This window comes from Magnetococcales bacterium (assembly GCA_015232395.1).
In the GTDB taxonomy this organism is placed as follows: Bacteria; Pseudomonadota; Magnetococcia; order Magnetococcales; family JADFZT01; genus JADFZT01.
On record JADFZT010000007.1, the window covers coordinates 53,861 to 69,033 of the forward strand.

General features: G+C 55.7%; 21 protein-coding genes. 12 read left to right on the forward strand and 9 right to left on the reverse strand.

Annotation, left to right across the window (positions count from 1 at the left end):
• Position 1 precedes the first annotated feature (1 nt).
• From HQL52_03740 to HQL52_03780, 9 genes are all read right to left on the reverse strand, one after another.
• Positions 2-2,029 (reverse strand): PAS domain S-box protein, encoded by a 2,028-nt coding sequence (locus HQL52_03740; GenBank protein MBF0368549.1) that lies wholly within the window; start codon positions 2,027-2,029, stop codon positions 2-4.
• A gap of 939 nt (positions 2,030-2,968) precedes the next feature.
• Complete coding sequence (locus tag HQL52_03745) at positions 2,969-3,520, reverse strand: hypothetical protein (GenBank protein MBF0368550.1); 552 nt, start codon at positions 3,518-3,520, stop codon at positions 2,969-2,971.
• A 56-nt stretch (positions 3,521-3,576) separates the two neighbouring features.
• Positions 3,577-3,912, reverse strand: coding sequence for a hypothetical protein (locus HQL52_03750; GenBank protein ID MBF0368551.1), 336 nt, complete (start codon positions 3,910-3,912; stop codon positions 3,577-3,579).
• A gap of 351 nt (positions 3,913-4,263) precedes the next feature.
• Entirely contained in the window at positions 4,264-4,629 is a 366-nt protein-coding gene (locus HQL52_03755) for a hypothetical protein (GenBank protein MBF0368552.1), read from the reverse strand.
• An 82-nt stretch (positions 4,630-4,711) separates the two neighbouring features.
• Positions 4,712-5,086 (reverse strand): hypothetical protein, encoded by a 375-nt coding sequence (locus HQL52_03760; protein ID MBF0368553.1) that lies wholly within the window; start codon positions 5,084-5,086, stop codon positions 4,712-4,714.
• Between the two features lie 2 nt (positions 5,087-5,088).
• A complete protein-coding gene (locus HQL52_03765; GenBank protein MBF0368554.1) occupies positions 5,089-5,709 on the reverse strand; it encodes a hypothetical protein in 621 nt (206 codons plus the stop codon).
• 54 nt (positions 5,710-5,763) lie between these two features.
• Positions 5,764-6,123 carry a hypothetical protein gene (locus HQL52_03770; protein ID MBF0368555.1) on the reverse strand — a complete coding sequence of 120 codons (360 nt, stop codon included), beginning with the start codon at positions 6,121-6,123 and terminating at the stop codon, positions 5,764-5,766.
• Between the two features lie 87 nt (positions 6,124-6,210).
• The gene (locus HQL52_03775; protein MBF0368556.1) at positions 6,211-6,582 is read right to left on the reverse strand and encodes a hypothetical protein; all 372 of its coding nucleotides are present in this window, start codon (positions 6,580-6,582) and stop codon (positions 6,211-6,213) included.
• Between the two features lie 88 nt (positions 6,583-6,670).
• A complete protein-coding gene (locus HQL52_03780; protein MBF0368557.1) occupies positions 6,671-7,093 on the reverse strand; it encodes a helix-turn-helix transcriptional regulator in 423 nt (140 codons plus the stop codon).
• 167 nt (positions 7,094-7,260) lie between these two features.
• Between HQL52_03780 and HQL52_03785 the strand changes: the two genes are divergently transcribed.
• The 12 genes from HQL52_03785 to HQL52_03840 all read left to right on the forward strand — a co-directional run bounded on the left by HQL52_03785 (position 7,261) and on the right by HQL52_03840 (position 15,133).
• Complete coding sequence (locus HQL52_03785; GenBank protein ID MBF0368558.1) at positions 7,261-7,581, forward strand: helix-turn-helix domain-containing protein; 321 nt, start codon at positions 7,261-7,263, stop codon at positions 7,579-7,581.
• A gap of 2 nt (positions 7,582-7,583) precedes the next feature.
• The gene (locus HQL52_03790) at positions 7,584-8,042 is read left to right on the forward strand and encodes a hypothetical protein (protein MBF0368559.1); all 459 of its coding nucleotides are present in this window, start codon (positions 7,584-7,586) and stop codon (positions 8,040-8,042) included.
• A complete protein-coding gene (locus tag HQL52_03795) occupies positions 8,043-8,285 on the forward strand; it encodes a hypothetical protein (GenBank protein ID MBF0368560.1) in 243 nt (80 codons plus the stop codon).
• Complete coding sequence (locus HQL52_03800) at positions 8,282-8,872, forward strand: hypothetical protein (GenBank protein MBF0368561.1); 591 nt, start codon at positions 8,282-8,284, stop codon at positions 8,870-8,872. The genes HQL52_03795 and HQL52_03800 overlap by 4 nt, the downstream gene beginning before the upstream one ends.
• The gene (locus HQL52_03805) at positions 8,869-11,112 is read left to right on the forward strand and encodes a DDE-type integrase/transposase/recombinase (GenBank protein MBF0368562.1); all 2,244 of its coding nucleotides are present in this window, start codon (positions 8,869-8,871) and stop codon (positions 11,110-11,112) included. The genes HQL52_03800 and HQL52_03805 overlap by 4 nt, the downstream gene beginning before the upstream one ends.
• A gap of 13 nt (positions 11,113-11,125) precedes the next feature.
• Positions 11,126-11,857 (forward strand): ATP-binding protein, encoded by a 732-nt coding sequence (locus HQL52_03810; GenBank protein ID MBF0368563.1) that lies wholly within the window; start codon positions 11,126-11,128, stop codon positions 11,855-11,857.
• A gap of 2 nt (positions 11,858-11,859) precedes the next feature.
• Positions 11,860-12,423, forward strand: coding sequence for a hypothetical protein (locus tag HQL52_03815; GenBank protein ID MBF0368564.1), 564 nt, complete (start codon positions 11,860-11,862; stop codon positions 12,421-12,423).
• The gene (locus HQL52_03820) at positions 12,423-12,809 is read left to right on the forward strand and encodes a hypothetical protein (GenBank protein ID MBF0368565.1); all 387 of its coding nucleotides are present in this window, start codon (positions 12,423-12,425) and stop codon (positions 12,807-12,809) included. Before HQL52_03815 ends, HQL52_03820 begins: the two co-directional genes overlap by 1 nt.
• 17 nt (positions 12,810-12,826) lie before the next feature.
• Entirely contained in the window at positions 12,827-13,387 is a 561-nt protein-coding gene (locus HQL52_03825; protein MBF0368566.1) for a host-nuclease inhibitor Gam family protein, read from the forward strand.
• Between the two features lie 125 nt (positions 13,388-13,512).
• Entirely contained in the window at positions 13,513-14,304 is a 792-nt protein-coding gene (locus HQL52_03830; protein MBF0368567.1) for a hypothetical protein, read from the forward strand.
• Positions 14,301-14,744: a DUF1018 domain-containing protein gene (locus HQL52_03835; protein ID MBF0368568.1), complete on the forward strand. Its 444-nt coding sequence runs from the start codon at positions 14,301-14,303 to the stop codon at positions 14,742-14,744. Before HQL52_03830 ends, HQL52_03835 begins: the two co-directional genes overlap by 4 nt.
• Positions 14,741-15,133, forward strand: coding sequence for a hypothetical protein (locus HQL52_03840; GenBank protein MBF0368569.1), 393 nt, complete (start codon positions 14,741-14,743; stop codon positions 15,131-15,133). Before HQL52_03835 ends, HQL52_03840 begins: the two co-directional genes overlap by 4 nt.
• Positions 15,134-15,173 lie beyond the last annotated feature (40 nt).

Genomic DNA, 15,173 nt, shown 5'->3' on the forward strand with positions numbered 1-15,173 from the left:
GTTACCTCCCCAAATATCGCACCCTGACCCGTGTTCCAGGCTGATTATTTTTCCAATTCACCTCACCATTTAACTGCCGGACCAACGTTTTCACCAGCTGGATACCCAGAGAACCATCCCTGGGACTATCTAAGTCAAAGTCGAAACCCGAGCCATTGTCGATCACCGTCATGTCGATCCAGTTGTTGATTATCTGGCAGAGCAGGATTTTTATCGTCCCACCCTTTTTATTAAAAGCATGTTTGAGGCTGTTGGAGATCAACTCATTGAGGATCAGGCCGCAGGGAATGGCCTGTTCTATCTTGAGAAATACGGGCGACAAAGTCAGCTTGAGGCGGATATTTTTTTCCTTGGCGCCATAGGAAAGAAAAAGGTTTGTTGCCAATTCCTGTATATAGTCGGCCAGATTAACCCGGCTCAAATTTTCGGAACGATAGAGGCGCTCATGGATTTGAGCCATGGAGCGTATGCGGTCACGGCTGGCTTCCAGAGCTGCCAAGGCGTTTTTTTTGGAGGCTTTCTTTTTTTTCAGGCGGCTGGCCTGAAGTTGCAGCAATCCGGAAATGATTTGAATGTTGTTTTTGACCCGGTGGTGCACTTCCTTGAGCAAGGCCTCTTTTTCTGCCAATGAGCGTTGGGTCTCTTCCTGAATTCTCATCCGGTCGGATATGTCGCTGAAATTGACTACAAAACCGATATTTTTTCCGTAGCGCAAAATGGGGTAGGAGTGAAACTCCACTGGGAAATGGGTGCCGTTTTTGCGAAAAAAAATCTCCCCATCACCATGGATACCGGTCGCTTTGGAAATGGGATCGAGGATGGGACAATCCTTGACTGGATGATGTGGACCGTTACGGGTGGTGCAGTGAATGAGTTGATGGGCATTTTTTCCCAAAAGTTCGCCAGGAGAATCATAGCCCAACAGCTTCAGGCAGGCGCGGTTGACCAAGGTAAAGTTACCGTGGAGATCCGTTTCAAAAATACCCTCTCCCGTCGCTTCCAGCAGAAGCCGTATTTTTTCTTCCCGCTCCCGGATAATTGTTTCGGCTTTTTTGTGTTTGGTGATGTCCCGCCAACTGGAGCGGCTGTAGTGGATGTGGCCCTGCCTGTCCCGAACACTGGTAACGTTGAGAATGACCCAAAGTTTGGAGCCATCTTTGGTCCGAAAAACAAGTTCGGCGTTCTGGACACTGCCGGTCGTTTGAAACTGCTTGAAAATTTCCCGGGATTTATTGCGGCAGCTCGGATGATAGAGATCAAATATGGGGTGATGGATGATCTCTTCCTTGGAAAACCCCGTTTTGTCGATCAGGGTTTGGTTGCATCGGACAATGTGAGTGGTTTTGGAATCCACCGACGCAAGCATGTCCGGCGCATTGTCATAGAGATCCTGGTAGAGCCGTTCAGATTCGAGAATTTTTTCTTTGGAGCGTTTATTGCGGATGGCAATGGCGAAAAGTTCAGCGATCCGGCTGACATTTTTCAGACAATAATGATCGTAGGGATGGTCGGCATTGGCCAGTCCGATTTGGCCCACCAACTCACCGCCGATGATAACCGGAACCGAAAGGTAGCGCTCGATGGGGATATGCCCTTCGGGGGTTCCCCCTGATGAGGGGTGGTTTTGGGGATCATTGGTAAAAAAACCCTGCCGTGTGTTCAGGGAGACGCCCCAAAGCTTCGGGAAGGTAAGGTCTGGATCTGGAGGAAAAACGATCTTGTCTTTGAGTGCAGTAATGGAGCACTCCCGGCCCATCATGTCGGTGAGGGTATGGGCGACCAGATCTTTGGTATCAGGATCGATCTCACCGACATATCCGTGTCTGCTTGCGGAAACTTTGAGGGAAACCTCCAGCACTTTGCCAGCCATGGCTTCGATGGTGAAGTCATCAGACATCAGGTGGCGGGATAGTGTAGCCAGGGCGTTACTGATTTTCAGCTCAAGGCTCAACCTGTTGCCAGCATCTCTGCGATCAGGCAGCTCAGCTGTCGTAAGAAAAGCAGCGGTATCGGGGGAGTCAAGCGACATGGCCTCTGTCCAGAAATGATGACCGTTCGTCCCTTCCTAGGACAAACTGTCCCCTTAACGATGACCGGTCCACTTCGTGACCGGCGGCCTTCACTGGACATTTTTTTTAGAGTTTAAGTAATTTGAGTATTGTGAAAACAGAAAAGTTCCAAACGTCATGGATGTTCGTGCCGCTTGGAGAGTGTGACCTTACCCAATTCCCGAGGTATGTGGTTGGAATACGGATCGGGGCAGACGGAAAAAAATTCATCCTGCCAGTTTCACCATGTTGTGGGGTTACGATTGAAATGACATAGAAGAAAAGAAGGAAAAAACCAAAAAAAGTCAAAAAAATCCAGCATTTGTCCATTTTCCCGTGCCATTCCATGCGGCCTGGGATTTTGGACGGATTGGCCGGATTTTGTGCGTTTGGTCCACTTGGTTTGGCATTTTTGGGCGGGAAGGGGTGCGTTTTGGGCGGGTTTTGGGTGTTGGGGGGGGTGGGGCGGTCAAAAGAGCCTCAGAGTGGCGGTGTATCAGGGGTTTCGGTTGGTTTTGGTGTGCGTGCCTGGGGCTTTGGTGGGGGGGGGTGGGTGAGCGTGTAAGGGGTTTTTTCTTTCTCGGATGCTTTGGAAGTCCGGCACCACCCGCCATCCGAGTTAATGCAGTGTATTGATATCTATACTAAAAACACTAATTTCCACCCCAGGTGTCTATTTTTTCTTCTCGGATGGCCGTCTGGGGTGTCTATTTGAGGCTTGTCGGTAGCTATCGCCCGCTTTTCTCGGACGCTATTATTTGGTCACCTTCTTCACCGTCACGCCTAGCGGGCTGGGCGAGCCCACCACAATCGGTGGGACCCACTTCACCCTCAATTTTCGCTTCTCCGGCTGGGAGCGTGGGCCGGTCCAGAAGCCGTGCCAGTGCGCGCGGCAGCCGCTGGATTCAGAAATAGACGGCTTATGGGGTTTCGATAGCTGGATACGGCGGGGGATACATCCCCGTCCTGATCAGGAACGCAAACCAGGATGCCCAGGGGATTCCGTGGTGATTTTTCGCTGTTGCCGGGTCAGACTCCCACTTTTTCCACTGCGAAAGGTTTTTTCCTACCAATTCAGCGGCTCCCTGTTTTGTCAGCCCGGCCACCTTGACAGACCCCTTGAGTTGCCACCTGGTCGGGCCTGTCCACCCCTCCTCTGGGGTGGCCCAGATCATTTTGTGGCGCTCCGGGTTCTGCTCTCTGGGGCCGCTCCAATCGCTATCCGTGCGAAAATACGCCCCGGGCAATCCCGGGATGTCGCTGGTGAGTTTGATCGAGCCGGGGTCGCCCCTCCTGACGCTCCGGACAGCATGGAAGTAAGCGGTCTCCGCCTCTAGGGGGGTCTCCGGGTAGAAAAAGCCTCTTTCCATCTGGCCGAACGTGGCTTGCCCCGCGCCAGGGCCTCTGGTTGCAAAGTTGACCTTTAGGGGGAAATGCCAAACTTCGCCGCCAAATTTTATCCAGAAACGCATGTCGATCCCTCTGGTTTGAGGTTTGCCGGGATACGCTCCCGGCGGGCGGCTACCGATTAAAATTCCGCTTCATCCCAGTCGCCATTTTCACTCGCCTGAAGCAGCATCGCCTCCTCGGCAATCCAGCCAGAGGGGAGATTGTCGAGAGTCATGGCGCGGCGAAACTCGCCAACGTCGTGTGACACGCGGCGGTCGTATCCCTCGGAAACCCACGCGTCCCGCTCGGCTCTGGAGGTGAACGAATAGAGCGCACCAGCGATGCGGGTGTTGTCTGTCAGGTCCTCGTGGATGCTGTGCTGATTTTCGAGTCGGTGGGTCAGGCTGGAAATCTGGCTCGAGTCGGCGGTGGTCTGGGTTCCGTCAAGGTAAGTAAAGGCGTAGGACTTGGCCATCTGTCTTCTCCTCGTAAGGTGTCGATCTGGGGAACTCCCTGATCTGTTGAAATAAGTTTAGCTCGTTTTGAGCTAAACTATCAAGGGGAAAATGATGGGAGAGGTGTTTTTTTTGAGTGGGTTGTTTTTTAGCCCCGCCCGAGCCGTTTCCATCTGCACAGACGCACCCAGGGTGAAAACCCCACTTTAGATTGGGCCAAAAAAAACCCGCCAAAGCGGGGCGGGTGCGAGAGAGTTTTTTGTGTGTGGACAGGCCGCACCACCAACCTTTTAGAGGCAGTGCTCGTAATGGTCTGCTCACCACCATTTTGTCCACACAAACAAAATGGTCTATCCCAACCAAAGCGGGATTTATGGACTCACCTGCCACACCCGGATACCCAGCCCGTGATAGCCGATGATGCCCATGAGCCGGTCCAGATATTTTTGTTCTTTCCCGGGCTTTTCCAGGATCAGCAAAATCCCCGGTTTTTTCCCGGTCATTTTGGCGTAGTGGAGAGACTGCCCCACCGCCTGGTAGAGCTTCCCGGCAAAATCCGCTTCCACCGCATACTCATCGGTGAGGCAGTCCACCCGCGTCCGATCTGCCAACCTAACCTCGGCTTCACCCCCCATCTCCTGGCACCACCGCTCCTGATACCACGCCTCATGATGCAGCCGGGCGGCATCGGCGGGGAGGGAGAGAAAAACAAAAAAAATGAGAGCAAGCCAGCGCATGCCCTCATAATATGTAAATGATCATCTAAGATCCACAACAAACAACCAACGAGATCAAAAAAAAGACATCACCCATCGTTGGTTATTTTGCGGAGATTTCCGCTATCCCGTCCCGGATATGCCCGGCAGCCCTGGCGCAAGCGTCGATCACACTGCCACAGGTGGCGCACAGGGTCATCTCGGTCGCCGCCATGCGGACATGGTAATACCGGGAGCGGTGGAGCCCTTGGGACTCCTCTCTCAGTGTCTTGGCTTTAGGCAGTATGGTCCGCATTTTCCGCCCGCACCCCTTCATATCGTAGGTGCGCATGTCGGCCATGGTCAGCCCCTCTGCCAGTAGCGCCAGCTGCCCGCCCCAGATCCTGCTGGCCTTTTGCTGCTCGGTCTCGCTCCAGCTGGTGGCGGGGGCAGCCATAAGGATGGCTAGCAGGATCAAAAGTTGAGCTGTCTTTTTCATGGCTATCCCTGACCCTCTTTCCAGTCACTGCAAAGAATGGCGTCATGCTGCCCGGCTTCAGCGTAAAATTCATTTCCAATCTGCATGTGCCGCACTTCGTGTTTTCTGGGACGAAAGCTTTTGTTTCTGTGATAGGCAAAGGCGAATCCTGGAATTGGGTGGCCGGTTTTGTGCTTCTTTTGAATGAAAATTTCATCCATCAACCTCCCTCCCGCCTCCGGTTGAACTTTGCCCCGTAAAGAAAAATAAACTTCATCTACCGCATCAATCGTATCGCCTCTCATCAGGCCGGATTCATTAATCACGTATCTTCTTTTAAAGTAGTAATGAATGTTCTTGAGGGTTGCGTTGTGCTGGTGTATTTCAATATCCGGGTGAATGCGGTGAATCGCATCCATCAACTTGTCGACATTATGCCCAAACTTCCGAGCTTTTTTTTCAGCAACCTTAAAGTGTTCCTCCAAATTTGAGGGTTCCTCGGGAAATTCAGATAATTTATTTTGCAATATCAGTAACTTAAAAAGCTGCTCAACACCCAGCCAAAGCAAGTTGCAAGCGCCACCATAAAACCAGTTAAACCACAAGCACCTGCCTTCAATATAGTTTTTATCGGCTTGGTTCAACCAAGAGCCCAAAACAGAGCAAGATTTGAAGCATTTTTTATTCACAACACCTCTCTAAAAAAACCTCAACTCAAACAAGTTCCACGTCTTTCCTTGATCCATTGTCTTGGTTTTGCAATTCCACTGCTCTTTTACAGTCGCTCCAAACTCGTTTTGAGCGTTCACCTTGCCCGTCACATCCCACCCATACCCCCCTTCAACATGAAACGTCGGTGTGAGATAATCGTATGGAAATTCAGCAGAGTCTGGATTTTTCAGCTTTTGCTTGACAAAGGTTTGGCAGGCTGTGATTGCTTCGACTGCGCGCGGCCCCTTCTTGCTGAAAAAGATTTGACCAATCATTGAGGTTGCCACAAGCAAAAGCACAGCCACCCCCAACAAACCACCAACACTAAAACCTTTTTTTCTGGCCATTAATTAAGCTCCTGTCAAGATACCCCAATAATTATTTTATTGCATGCAAAGTATCAAAAAATCAATCCTGCAATCAACCAAATTTTTTTAGCCTTTCGACTCCTCCACCAACACCCCCACCGCCTCCCCATACTGCCCTCTGGTGATCTCGCTCGCCTTCCGCACCCCCAACCGCCGATGCACCCGCGCCCACACCCCCTGCCACGGCTGCCCCGTCCGCTTCACCACCCCCATCACCATCAGCGACAGGCTCTCCCTCTGCTCCGGGGTGATGGGGCTCAAGAGTTGCGCCTCAATCCGCTCCAGCTCCCCCCGCACCCGCACCGCTTCCGCCCGATAGTACCCCCCCATCCCGAGAGCCCCCAGCAGGCCCCCTATATAGAGTAGTGTCAGCAGCGTATTTTTTTTGGGCCTTTTCCGGCTGGCCTGGAGTAAATTTTTCAGCTCTGTGTCTGGCATAATAAAGCCCCCCATGGGATCAAATTCCCCTCATCCCAGGGAGCCTACCACATCCGTCAAGACCTTTTTCGTGGGGCCGGGAAAAAGGTCAGCTCGCCAGCTCAAAAAGCTCCCGCATCTCCTCAAGGTCCACCACCGCTCCCCCCGCCTTTCCCCCCTCCGCCCGCCTTCTCTCCACCGCTCGTTTGCACAGCGCCACCACCAGCGGCCGCATGGCCCCCGCCCGGATATCCGAGCCTTCCCCCTTCAGGTGGCCCTCCACCGCATCCATCGCCTGGATGATCATCGCCGCGTCAATCTCCGGATAACCCGGTATCGAGCCGTCGCCGGGGCGGGGCGTCTCTTCTTCGCCCGCCCGCATCGACCCCTCTCCGGTGGCAAGCCACAATAAATTTAGCTCGGATGCCTGGGCGACTGCGATAAGTTTAGACAGTGAGGGCTCCCCTTTTCCGGCCAAATAGTGGCGGATAGCTGTGTCTGAGATGCCTGTTTTCCTGGCAAAACTTCTCAAGCTGTCTTTCCCTATAGCTATTTTGATCCGCTCAGAAAATGTCACATCTAACCCCGTGGCGAAAAATAGTCACCGCCAATGCAATAAATATGTTTACAGTGCAACAAATGTGTGGCATATCTATATCCAACATTTCATTTAGACATGATCATTCGGGACTCAAGCTGATGAAAATGCCCCCAAAAAACCGCGATTGGACCCCAAGGGAAGTCAAAGCCGCGTTGCAGTTGGCGGGCACTCCCATCTCTGATTTGGCGCAAACCCACAGCTACCACACCAGAGCCTTCAGTGTGGTTTTGGAGCGCCCCATGCCCCACCTGGAACAACTCATCGCCGACGCCATCGGCATCAAACCCCGCCGCATCTGGCCCAGCCGCTACGACGGCCAAGGCCGCACTCTGAGGCCTGATATCAAGGGTCGAGGTGGACGCTCTCAGAATACCACGACTGCCGATCCCTGCAACATCTATGCGAGGGAGGTCGCATAGCCATGCCCCGCCCCCGCAAAAAGCGCCAAGCCCATCCGGATCAGCTGGTGTTGGAGGGTCTTTTCGAGATCCCCAGAGCTCCAGCCCCCAGAGCCGGTTCCCTGGATTATGCCACCGAGATGCGTCTAGCCATCAGCCGCGCCATCCGGGAGAGCAGCAAGGATCGGGACGAGATCGCCATGGAGATGTCGAGATTGACCGGCAAGCCCATCTCCAAAGCCAAGCTCGACGCCTGGACCGCTGAATCGAAGGAAGGCCACCGCTTCCCCTTCGAGTTTGCCGCCGCCTTCGAGGAGGTCACCAGCTCCACCAGTCTCCAGGAGCTGCTGGCCCAAAAGCGCGGCTCCACCGTGCTGGTGGGGGAGGAAGTGCTTTTGGCCAAGATGGGCCAGCTGGACCGGATCGAGCAGCAAGCTCGGGAAGAAAAGCGCAAACTGAAAAAAAAGCTGGGAATCGGATAAGTGGCCACCCCCCGCAAAAAATATGCCGCCGTCCCCCTGGAGCAGCCCCCGCCATTGATCGCGGAAGCTCCACAGAGGCGGCGGCTGGAAGGGGCGGCGGCGGTGATTGATCTGATCATCTATTCCGATCCCACCTCATTGGCCCCCGAGACCGAATTTCACGCCCTGCGCCTGGCCCGGGATCTGGTGGTGGAGCATATGGAGCAGGCCGGGCAGCAGGCTCAAGGGGTGCCGAAATCATGACCACCCTCCAAGAGCTGGTCAAAGAGTTCCAGCGCCACCATGGTTCATCAGTGGCGGGGGTGATCGAGGCTGGCAAAGTGCTGATCCGCGTCAAGAAAAACACCAAATTTGGGCACTATCTCCCCCTGGTGGAGGCCTTGGGCATCTCCAACACCACTGCCCAGCGCTACATCAAAGTTGCAAAAGATCCAAGGTTGTCAAATGCGGCCATTTGGCCGCATTTGCCGCAAGGCCTTAGAATTCTTTATGAGATTTCCAAGCTTAAAGACCCTCAATTTCAACAGGGTCTAGCCACAAACCAAATCACGCCCCACATGGAACACAAAGACGTGGAGCGGCTGAGGCGGGGTGAACAAAAACCCTCACCCCCCCCGGAAGGCCCCACCAAAACCATCCAGACGCCCCTTTCCCGTGGCGAGCGGTGGCTTTTGGCGGCCTTTCTGGAGAACGCCCTCTCCGAGATGGAGCCAGACGATCTAGCCTTCATGGTGGTGAAATACACTGAAAAGCACACCATCCACGATCTGGATCCAGCCGGGCTGAAACCAAAACAGCTCCTGAAAAAGCTCCGGAAGGGGCTCCGATGAGGCAAGCCGCTCCCACCCCCTGGTATTCCGCCCGGGATCTAGCTGCCCTGGCCCTCCCGAACCTCCCCGGATCGGAGAGAAATCTCCGGGATAAGGCGATCCGGGAGGAGTGGCGATCCACCGAAAGAAAAGGCAAGGGTGGCGGCTCTCTCTATCATCTATCGAGCCTGCCCATTCCCGCTCAAGCCGCCTGGGTCGAGCAGCATCGGGAGACCATCACCCTGAAAGTCGCCCAGGAACTCCACCCGGAGGTGGCCCTGCTCGCCGCCCACATCATCGGTGAACGGGAAAAACCCACCCTGGCAGCCCTCGCCCAGATCCACCACCCCCCCCGAGTTGAGAGCAGGGAAAGGGGTTTGGTGAAATATCAGAGAGCGCCAGGCTACGCCCAAAAAACCGCAGAGGGCCGCCGGGAAATTTTGCGCTTGCTCCAGGAATATCAGTCACTTTCCGGCAGAAATCACCGCAAGATCGACACTATCACCCGCTTTTGCGAGCTGGTCGAGGCCCACCTGGTCCCCCTGCCAGAGAGCGCCGCAGATCTAAAGCCCACCCCCCGCACCCTCCAGCGCTGGGAAAAGGATTATCGGGCCAAGGGTATCGCCGGATTGTTGCCTGCTTTCGGCAACCGGAAAAACAAATGGTCCCTGCCAGAGCTACAGCAGCAAGTGGTGGTGGGGATGCTGGTGGATCATCCCCACGCCTCCATTAGCTTGATCCATGAGGCGCTGAAAACCCGTTTCGGATCGGAAGCGGTTCCATCCCCTTCATCCGTCAAAAGATTTCGTATGGCCTGGATCAAGAAAAACGCCTCTTACTGGCTCTTTCTTACCGATCCGGATCAGTGGCGCTCCAAAAAGATGGCCGCGCCGGGATCGATGTCCCAAGACGTTATCCGCATCAATCAAAGATGGGAGATGGACTCCACCCCCGCTGACGTCATCCTCTCCGACGGCAAACGCCACCAGATCATCGGCGTTATCGACATCTACACCCGACGGGTCAAATTTCATGTCAGTCGGGTGTCGAAATCTACTGCTATCACGTCGCTGATCCGTCGCGCCATCCTCGATTGGGGCGTTCCGGAAGAGATCAAAACCGACAACGGCCAGGACTATGTGGCCAAGCATACGGTACGGGTGCTGGAAGATCTCAAGATAAAACAATCCCTTTGCGAGCCTTTCAGCCCCTGGATGAAACCCCATATTGAAAGGGTTTTCCGCACCTTCAGCCATGGCATTGTTGAGCTACTCCCCGGCTTCATCGGTCACAACGTCGCCGATAGAAAAGCTATCGAGTCCCGCCGCTCCTTTGCCAACCGCCTGATGTCCCGCAAACGTGACGGGGAGCCGGAGGCCGTGGAAATCCGCCTCACCCCTGCCGAGCTGCAAGAAAAGTGTGACGCGTGGTGCGAAAACACCTACCACCAAGGCGCGCGCAAGGGTTTGCACGGCAAAACCCCCTTTCAAAAAGCTGCCGAATGGAAAAGCCCCATCAAGCAGATCGAGAACGAAAGAGCGCTGGATCTACTCCTCTTTCAGGCCCCCAAAGGCAAGGAAACCCGCACAATCCAGAAAAAGGGCATCCATGCCGACGGTCGCTGTTTTGTGGCGGCAGAACTTTGGGGCAGGCCCGAAGAGGAGGAGGTGCGGGTGTTGCTGGACGAGACCGACATGGGCCGCGCCTACGTTTTCACCTTGGATATGGAATTCATCTGCTTGGCTGAGGATCCCGAGTGGACCGGGGTTTCGCTCAAAGAAAAAGCAGCGGCAGCCAAGGCGATCCAAAACCGGGTGATGAAAGAGGGTGTCAAAATCCTGAAAAGGGAAGCCAGACTCGCCCAAACCCGGGACATCCATCAGGAGATCCAGAACAAAAGAGAGCAAGAGGCCGCCCAGGTGGTGGCGTTCCCCACAACCAAAACAACCCACGCCTCCCCCGCCATCAACGCCGCCGCAAAGGCTGTCAAATCAAGCACCCCAGCCAAGCCGAAACCCATGACCCTGGAGCAGCGCGCCGCCTATGACCGGCTCCATCAAGAGATCACCGCGCCAAAGCAAGCGACCCAAGACCCAGGCAAAGAGCGGTTTTTGCGGGCTCAGGAGATCGAGCGGAAAATTTCGGCTGGGGAGGCGGTGGGGGAGATTCAGGGATCCTGGTACGACACCTACAAGGAGAGCCCGCAATATAAAGCTATGCTCCGGATGGCCAAAGCTTTCCCTCAACAGGCAGCCGGATAAGGGATTTAAAAAAATGGCTGAAAAATCAAATGGCACGCCCGCACCACTGAAAAATGTCGCCTTTTTTATGGAGATGATGGAGCGGCTTCAGGGGCGGGCCTCCCACATGGAGGGGATTGGTTGTTTTTATGGGGAGCCGGGGCTGGGAAAATCCATCTCCGCCCGTTTTGCCCTCCTTCAGTTCCAGGCCTACTACATCGAGGCGGGTAAATCGTGGACCGCAAAGGCGCTGTTCACCCGCATCCTCAGGGAGATGGGCATCACCCCGGCCAAAACCATCTGGGAAATGACGGAGCAGGCAGGCAATCAGCTTCTTTTATCCGGTCGACCACTCATTATTGATGAATTCGACAAGCTGGTGGACAAGGGGCTGGCTGAGCATGTCCGGGAGCTGTACCTGGCCAGCAAGGGCAAGGCCACCATCATCGTGGTGGGGGAGGAAAGCCTGCCCTTCAAGCTCAAAAAAACCCCCCGCTTTTATGACCGGGTGCTCACCTGGTACCGCGCCAGACCTGCTGATGGGGAGGATGTCAAAAACCTTCACCACTTTTATCAGGGCGAGGTCACCATCCACGCCGACATGCTGAATACCATCGCCGAGGCCAGCGGTGGTGTGGTTCGAAGGGTTTGCAATGCTCTGGAAACAATTGAAAACTGGTCAAAATTGAGTGGCGTTAAAGAGATTGGCCTCTCCGAGTGGGGAGATCAGCCCCTCTTCACCTGTGATCCGGATCTGGGGAGGTGAGCATGGCCAGGAGGCAAAAAACAGCCCGCCCCAAGGGCCTTGATTGGGTTTGGGCGGTCATGCGGGAGCGACGGGTTTTCACCTGGCAGGATCTGATAGATCACACCAACGTGGACGGATCCAGCATTACCACCTACCTGACCAGCCTGGTACGGGGGGGCTATCTGGAAAAAGAGGGGGTCGGCGGGCTGCACAATCCGGCCACCTATACCCTGATTCGGGATGTGGGGGTGGATCGGCCCCGGCTGAGGAAAGACGGCTCGAAAGTTCCAGAACAGACCAATCAAAAAGTGTGGCGCTTGATCAAGACCTTCGGGGATTTTTCCTGGGAGGATCTGTCCCATTATCCGGGAATCAAACCGGCAGCGGCCCAGGACTATATTCAAAATCTGGCCCGGGCGGGAATTCTGGTGACGGTGCAGGAGGCGACCCACGCTTCCAAAGCCCGCTACACCCTGCCATCCAGCCACAACACCGGCCCAAAAGCTCCCCAGGTCAAACGCAACAAAACCATTTTTGATCCCAATACCGGAAAAGCGCACCACAAAACAGGGGGTTCCAAATAATGCACGATCACCGCCACACCAGAGTGCGCCCCAGTTCCCCAGCCTCTCACGCGATGGGCCGGGTTCGAGCAGGGGCCGCAAGCCCGGGCCGCCATGCCCTCTCCACATGGCGGCCCGGGCGCATCATGGCCCGGATCGGCAGGGCCATCGCCGAGATGGGAGACGAAATGACCCTCCACCAGCTGGTCCGGCGTCATCCGGGGGGCATCACCAAGACCGAAATCCGCCGGCACCTCCCCCATCTCCACCCCACCCAGCTGTCGGACCTGCTGCTGCGGGGGATGCAAAGGGGTGAGATTCACGCCGCCCACATGGAAAAAGCCGCCCGCCCCGGTGTTTTTGAGGCGGTTTATTGGCACAAAACAGCCGGATTCACCCAGCTATAAAGAGGAGAGCCAGCCCCATGGCCAGCAAAAAACGCGTCAAACCCAAGAGCCCCATCATCGTTCGAGACCTGGAGCACGCCAACCAGGTGTTGGGAGAAATCGCTCATCTGAAACGCAATATTTCAGCGATTGAAACCGACATGAACCATTCCATCGACCGTATCAAAGCCGCCGCCGAGGCTTTCGCCGCCCCCCGCCGCAACAGGCTGGAGGCCCTGACCGCCGGACTCACCGCCTTTGCCGAATACCACAAAGAGGGGCTGTTCAAGAAAAAACGCTCTGTGGATCTCGCTTTTGGTCACCTGGGCTTTCGCCGCTCCTCTGAAATCAAACCCAAACCCCGCTCCAAATGGGCCATGATTTTGGGCCGCATCAAAGAGCTGGGATACAAGGACGCCATCCGCACCCGGGAAGATGTCAACAAGGAAGTGCTGCGGGAGTGGCCCGAGGAGCGACTGGCCATGGTGGGGGCGCGACGCATGGATAAGGATCTCTTTTGGTACGAGCTGAAGGAGGAAGCTGTGAGCGAGGAGATCCCCACGGCTTGGGCGCCCGGTCAGGAAGGGGAGGCCGTCTGATGGACCTCTCCGGTTGGATCATGGAGCAGCCCGTTTGGATCACCGGGGTGTGGATCTCCCTCTTTTCCGGCCTGTCGCTCCTGCTCTATGTGGGCGCGATCTGGTCGGTGATGGCTCCCTGACCCGTGATCGTCTTCCCCTGCTCTGGATGCGGCAGGCTCCACACTCTGGAAGATCTCCAGGCCCACCTGGATGACCGGGAGGCGCTGGTTTTGATGAACCAGCTGCCGGGGGAGCTGTCCGGGCTGGTCATCCCCTATCTGACACTTTTCCGCACCCAAAAGAGCCACAGCTTGAGCGCTGGAAAAACCAAGCGGCTTTTGGCGGATCTGAAGGGGCTGGTTGATTCTGAGTATGTCACTCACAAGCACGGCGCGCCCAGGCGTTGCCATCCCCGCATCTGGCGGGAGGCCATCCGGGATCTGGTGGACAGTCCGGAGCAAACCGGAAAAGTCAGGCCCCTGAAAAGTCATGCCTACCTGCAAGCCATCGCCTACAACAAGGCCGACCAAGCGGATGCATCGAGAGAGCAGCAACAGGAAGGCAGGCGGGAGCCCACCGGGAGAGAGTCATCCCCCCCCAAGCGCCACCCCGACGCCCCCAAGGGAGCCCCGGACGATTGGCGGCCAGACACGAACTATGCCAAGCCCGGCCAGCTCTCTGAACTACTGAAAAATATCGGCCAACCCCAGATCGTCTGCACCGTCGCCGCCAGCTGCCGAAGGGGGAGCCGCTGTCAGATCAAGGAGACCCGAGGCGGCCCGGAGTGTGAGCGTTTTCTCTCCCGGGAAGAGGGGTTGGATAGATCGGAAAGCGCCACCCCCTGCCCGTTGATGGGGGAGTGTGGGATAGCTGAGAAAAAGTGCGAGACCAGCCGGGAGGGGTGCGGCGCTTTCGTCAGGAGGGAGCAGGCGTGAAACAAAAAACCAGATCGATATCCCCTCAAAGGGCGCGCTATCTCAAGGACATGCGGCAAATTCACGCCCTTCAAAGACAGGCTGGGATCGAGGATCCGGAATATCGGGCGCTCCTCACCAGCCGCTACGGGGTGAACAGCTCCAGCCGTATCACCCCGGATCAGCGCCGGGATTTTATCCGCTATCTGAATCAGCGGGCCGGGGGTGGGGGGCAGGGTTTTCCCGGGCGGCCCAGTCTGATGGAAGACCCGAAAAAAGGCCCCATGCTGGGAAAAATCGAAGCCTTTTTGGCAGAAGCGAAACGGCCGTGGAGTTACGTCCACGCCATGGCCCAGAGAATGTACCGGGTGGACAGGGTGGAGTGGTGCACCAAACACCAGCTCCGCCACATCATTGGCGAGCTGGCGGAGGATGCCAGGCGACACGGGAGACGGACATGAGCGTAGCAGGGCGGAAAAATCAAGACGTCAGAATGAAGGATCTGCCGGAAGCATTTCAGGAGGTAGCCGAGGTAACCGGCCTGCCTGGAGCGCTGAAGATGATCAAGAAGTACAAAGGGACGCGGCTTTTTATCCCCAAAAAATTCAGCGCACAGCACGCCCTGGCAGAGCTTTTGGGGATCGAGCAGGCCCGACGCCTGGGCAAGAGGTTTGGCGGGGAAGTGTTGATGATCCCCCAGGCAAAAAAAGCCTTCCGCACCATCCGTAACCGGAAGATTGTTCGCCGCTATGACGAAGGAGTGCCGGTAAGAAGGCTGGCGGTTGAGTACGATCTCACCGAGCGATCCATCTACGTCATATTGAGCGACCCAAAAAACACCCCCTCCTGATCCCCTGCTGAAGTTCTTCATCTCAAGTTTTTCCCTCCCC

What these genes read in the sequence shown, in the direction of transcription:
- HQL52_03740 (MBF0368549.1), bottom strand. Translation starts at nt 2,029, where the DNA reads ATGTCGCTTGACTCCCCCGATACCGCTGCTTTTCTTACGACAGCTGAG.
- HQL52_03745 (MBF0368550.1), bottom strand. Translation starts at nt 3,520, where the DNA reads ATGCGTTTCTGGATAAAATTTGGCGGCGAAGTTTGGCATTTCCCCCTA.
- HQL52_03750 (MBF0368551.1), bottom strand. Translation starts at nt 3,912, where the DNA reads ATGGCCAAGTCCTACGCCTTTACTTACCTTGACGGAACCCAGACCACC.
- HQL52_03755 (MBF0368552.1), bottom strand. Translation starts at nt 4,629, where the DNA reads ATGCGCTGGCTTGCTCTCATTTTTTTTGTTTTTCTCTCCCTCCCCGCC.
- HQL52_03760 (MBF0368553.1), bottom strand. Translation starts at nt 5,086, where the DNA reads ATGAAAAAGACAGCTCAACTTTTGATCCTGCTAGCCATCCTTATGGCT.
- HQL52_03770 (MBF0368555.1), bottom strand. Translation starts at nt 6,123, where the DNA reads ATGGCCAGAAAAAAAGGTTTTAGTGTTGGTGGTTTGTTGGGGGTGGCT.
- HQL52_03775 (MBF0368556.1), bottom strand. Translation starts at nt 6,582, where the DNA reads ATGCCAGACACAGAGCTGAAAAATTTACTCCAGGCCAGCCGGAAAAGG.
- HQL52_03785 (MBF0368558.1), top strand. Translation starts at nt 7,261, where the DNA reads ATGAAAATGCCCCCAAAAAACCGCGATTGGACCCCAAGGGAAGTCAAA.
- HQL52_03790 (MBF0368559.1), top strand. Translation starts at nt 7,584, where the DNA reads ATGCCCCGCCCCCGCAAAAAGCGCCAAGCCCATCCGGATCAGCTGGTG.
- HQL52_03800 (MBF0368561.1), top strand. Translation starts at nt 8,282, where the DNA reads ATGACCACCCTCCAAGAGCTGGTCAAAGAGTTCCAGCGCCACCATGGT.
- HQL52_03805 (MBF0368562.1), top strand. Translation starts at nt 8,869, where the DNA reads ATGAGGCAAGCCGCTCCCACCCCCTGGTATTCCGCCCGGGATCTAGCT.
- HQL52_03810 (MBF0368563.1), top strand. Translation starts at nt 11,126, where the DNA reads ATGGCTGAAAAATCAAATGGCACGCCCGCACCACTGAAAAATGTCGCC.
- HQL52_03815 (MBF0368564.1), top strand. Translation starts at nt 11,860, where the DNA reads ATGGCCAGGAGGCAAAAAACAGCCCGCCCCAAGGGCCTTGATTGGGTT.
- HQL52_03820 (MBF0368565.1), top strand. Translation starts at nt 12,423, where the DNA reads ATGCACGATCACCGCCACACCAGAGTGCGCCCCAGTTCCCCAGCCTCT.
- HQL52_03825 (MBF0368566.1), top strand. Translation starts at nt 12,827, where the DNA reads ATGGCCAGCAAAAAACGCGTCAAACCCAAGAGCCCCATCATCGTTCGA.
- HQL52_03840 (MBF0368569.1), top strand. Translation starts at nt 14,741, where the DNA reads ATGAGCGTAGCAGGGCGGAAAAATCAAGACGTCAGAATGAAGGATCTG.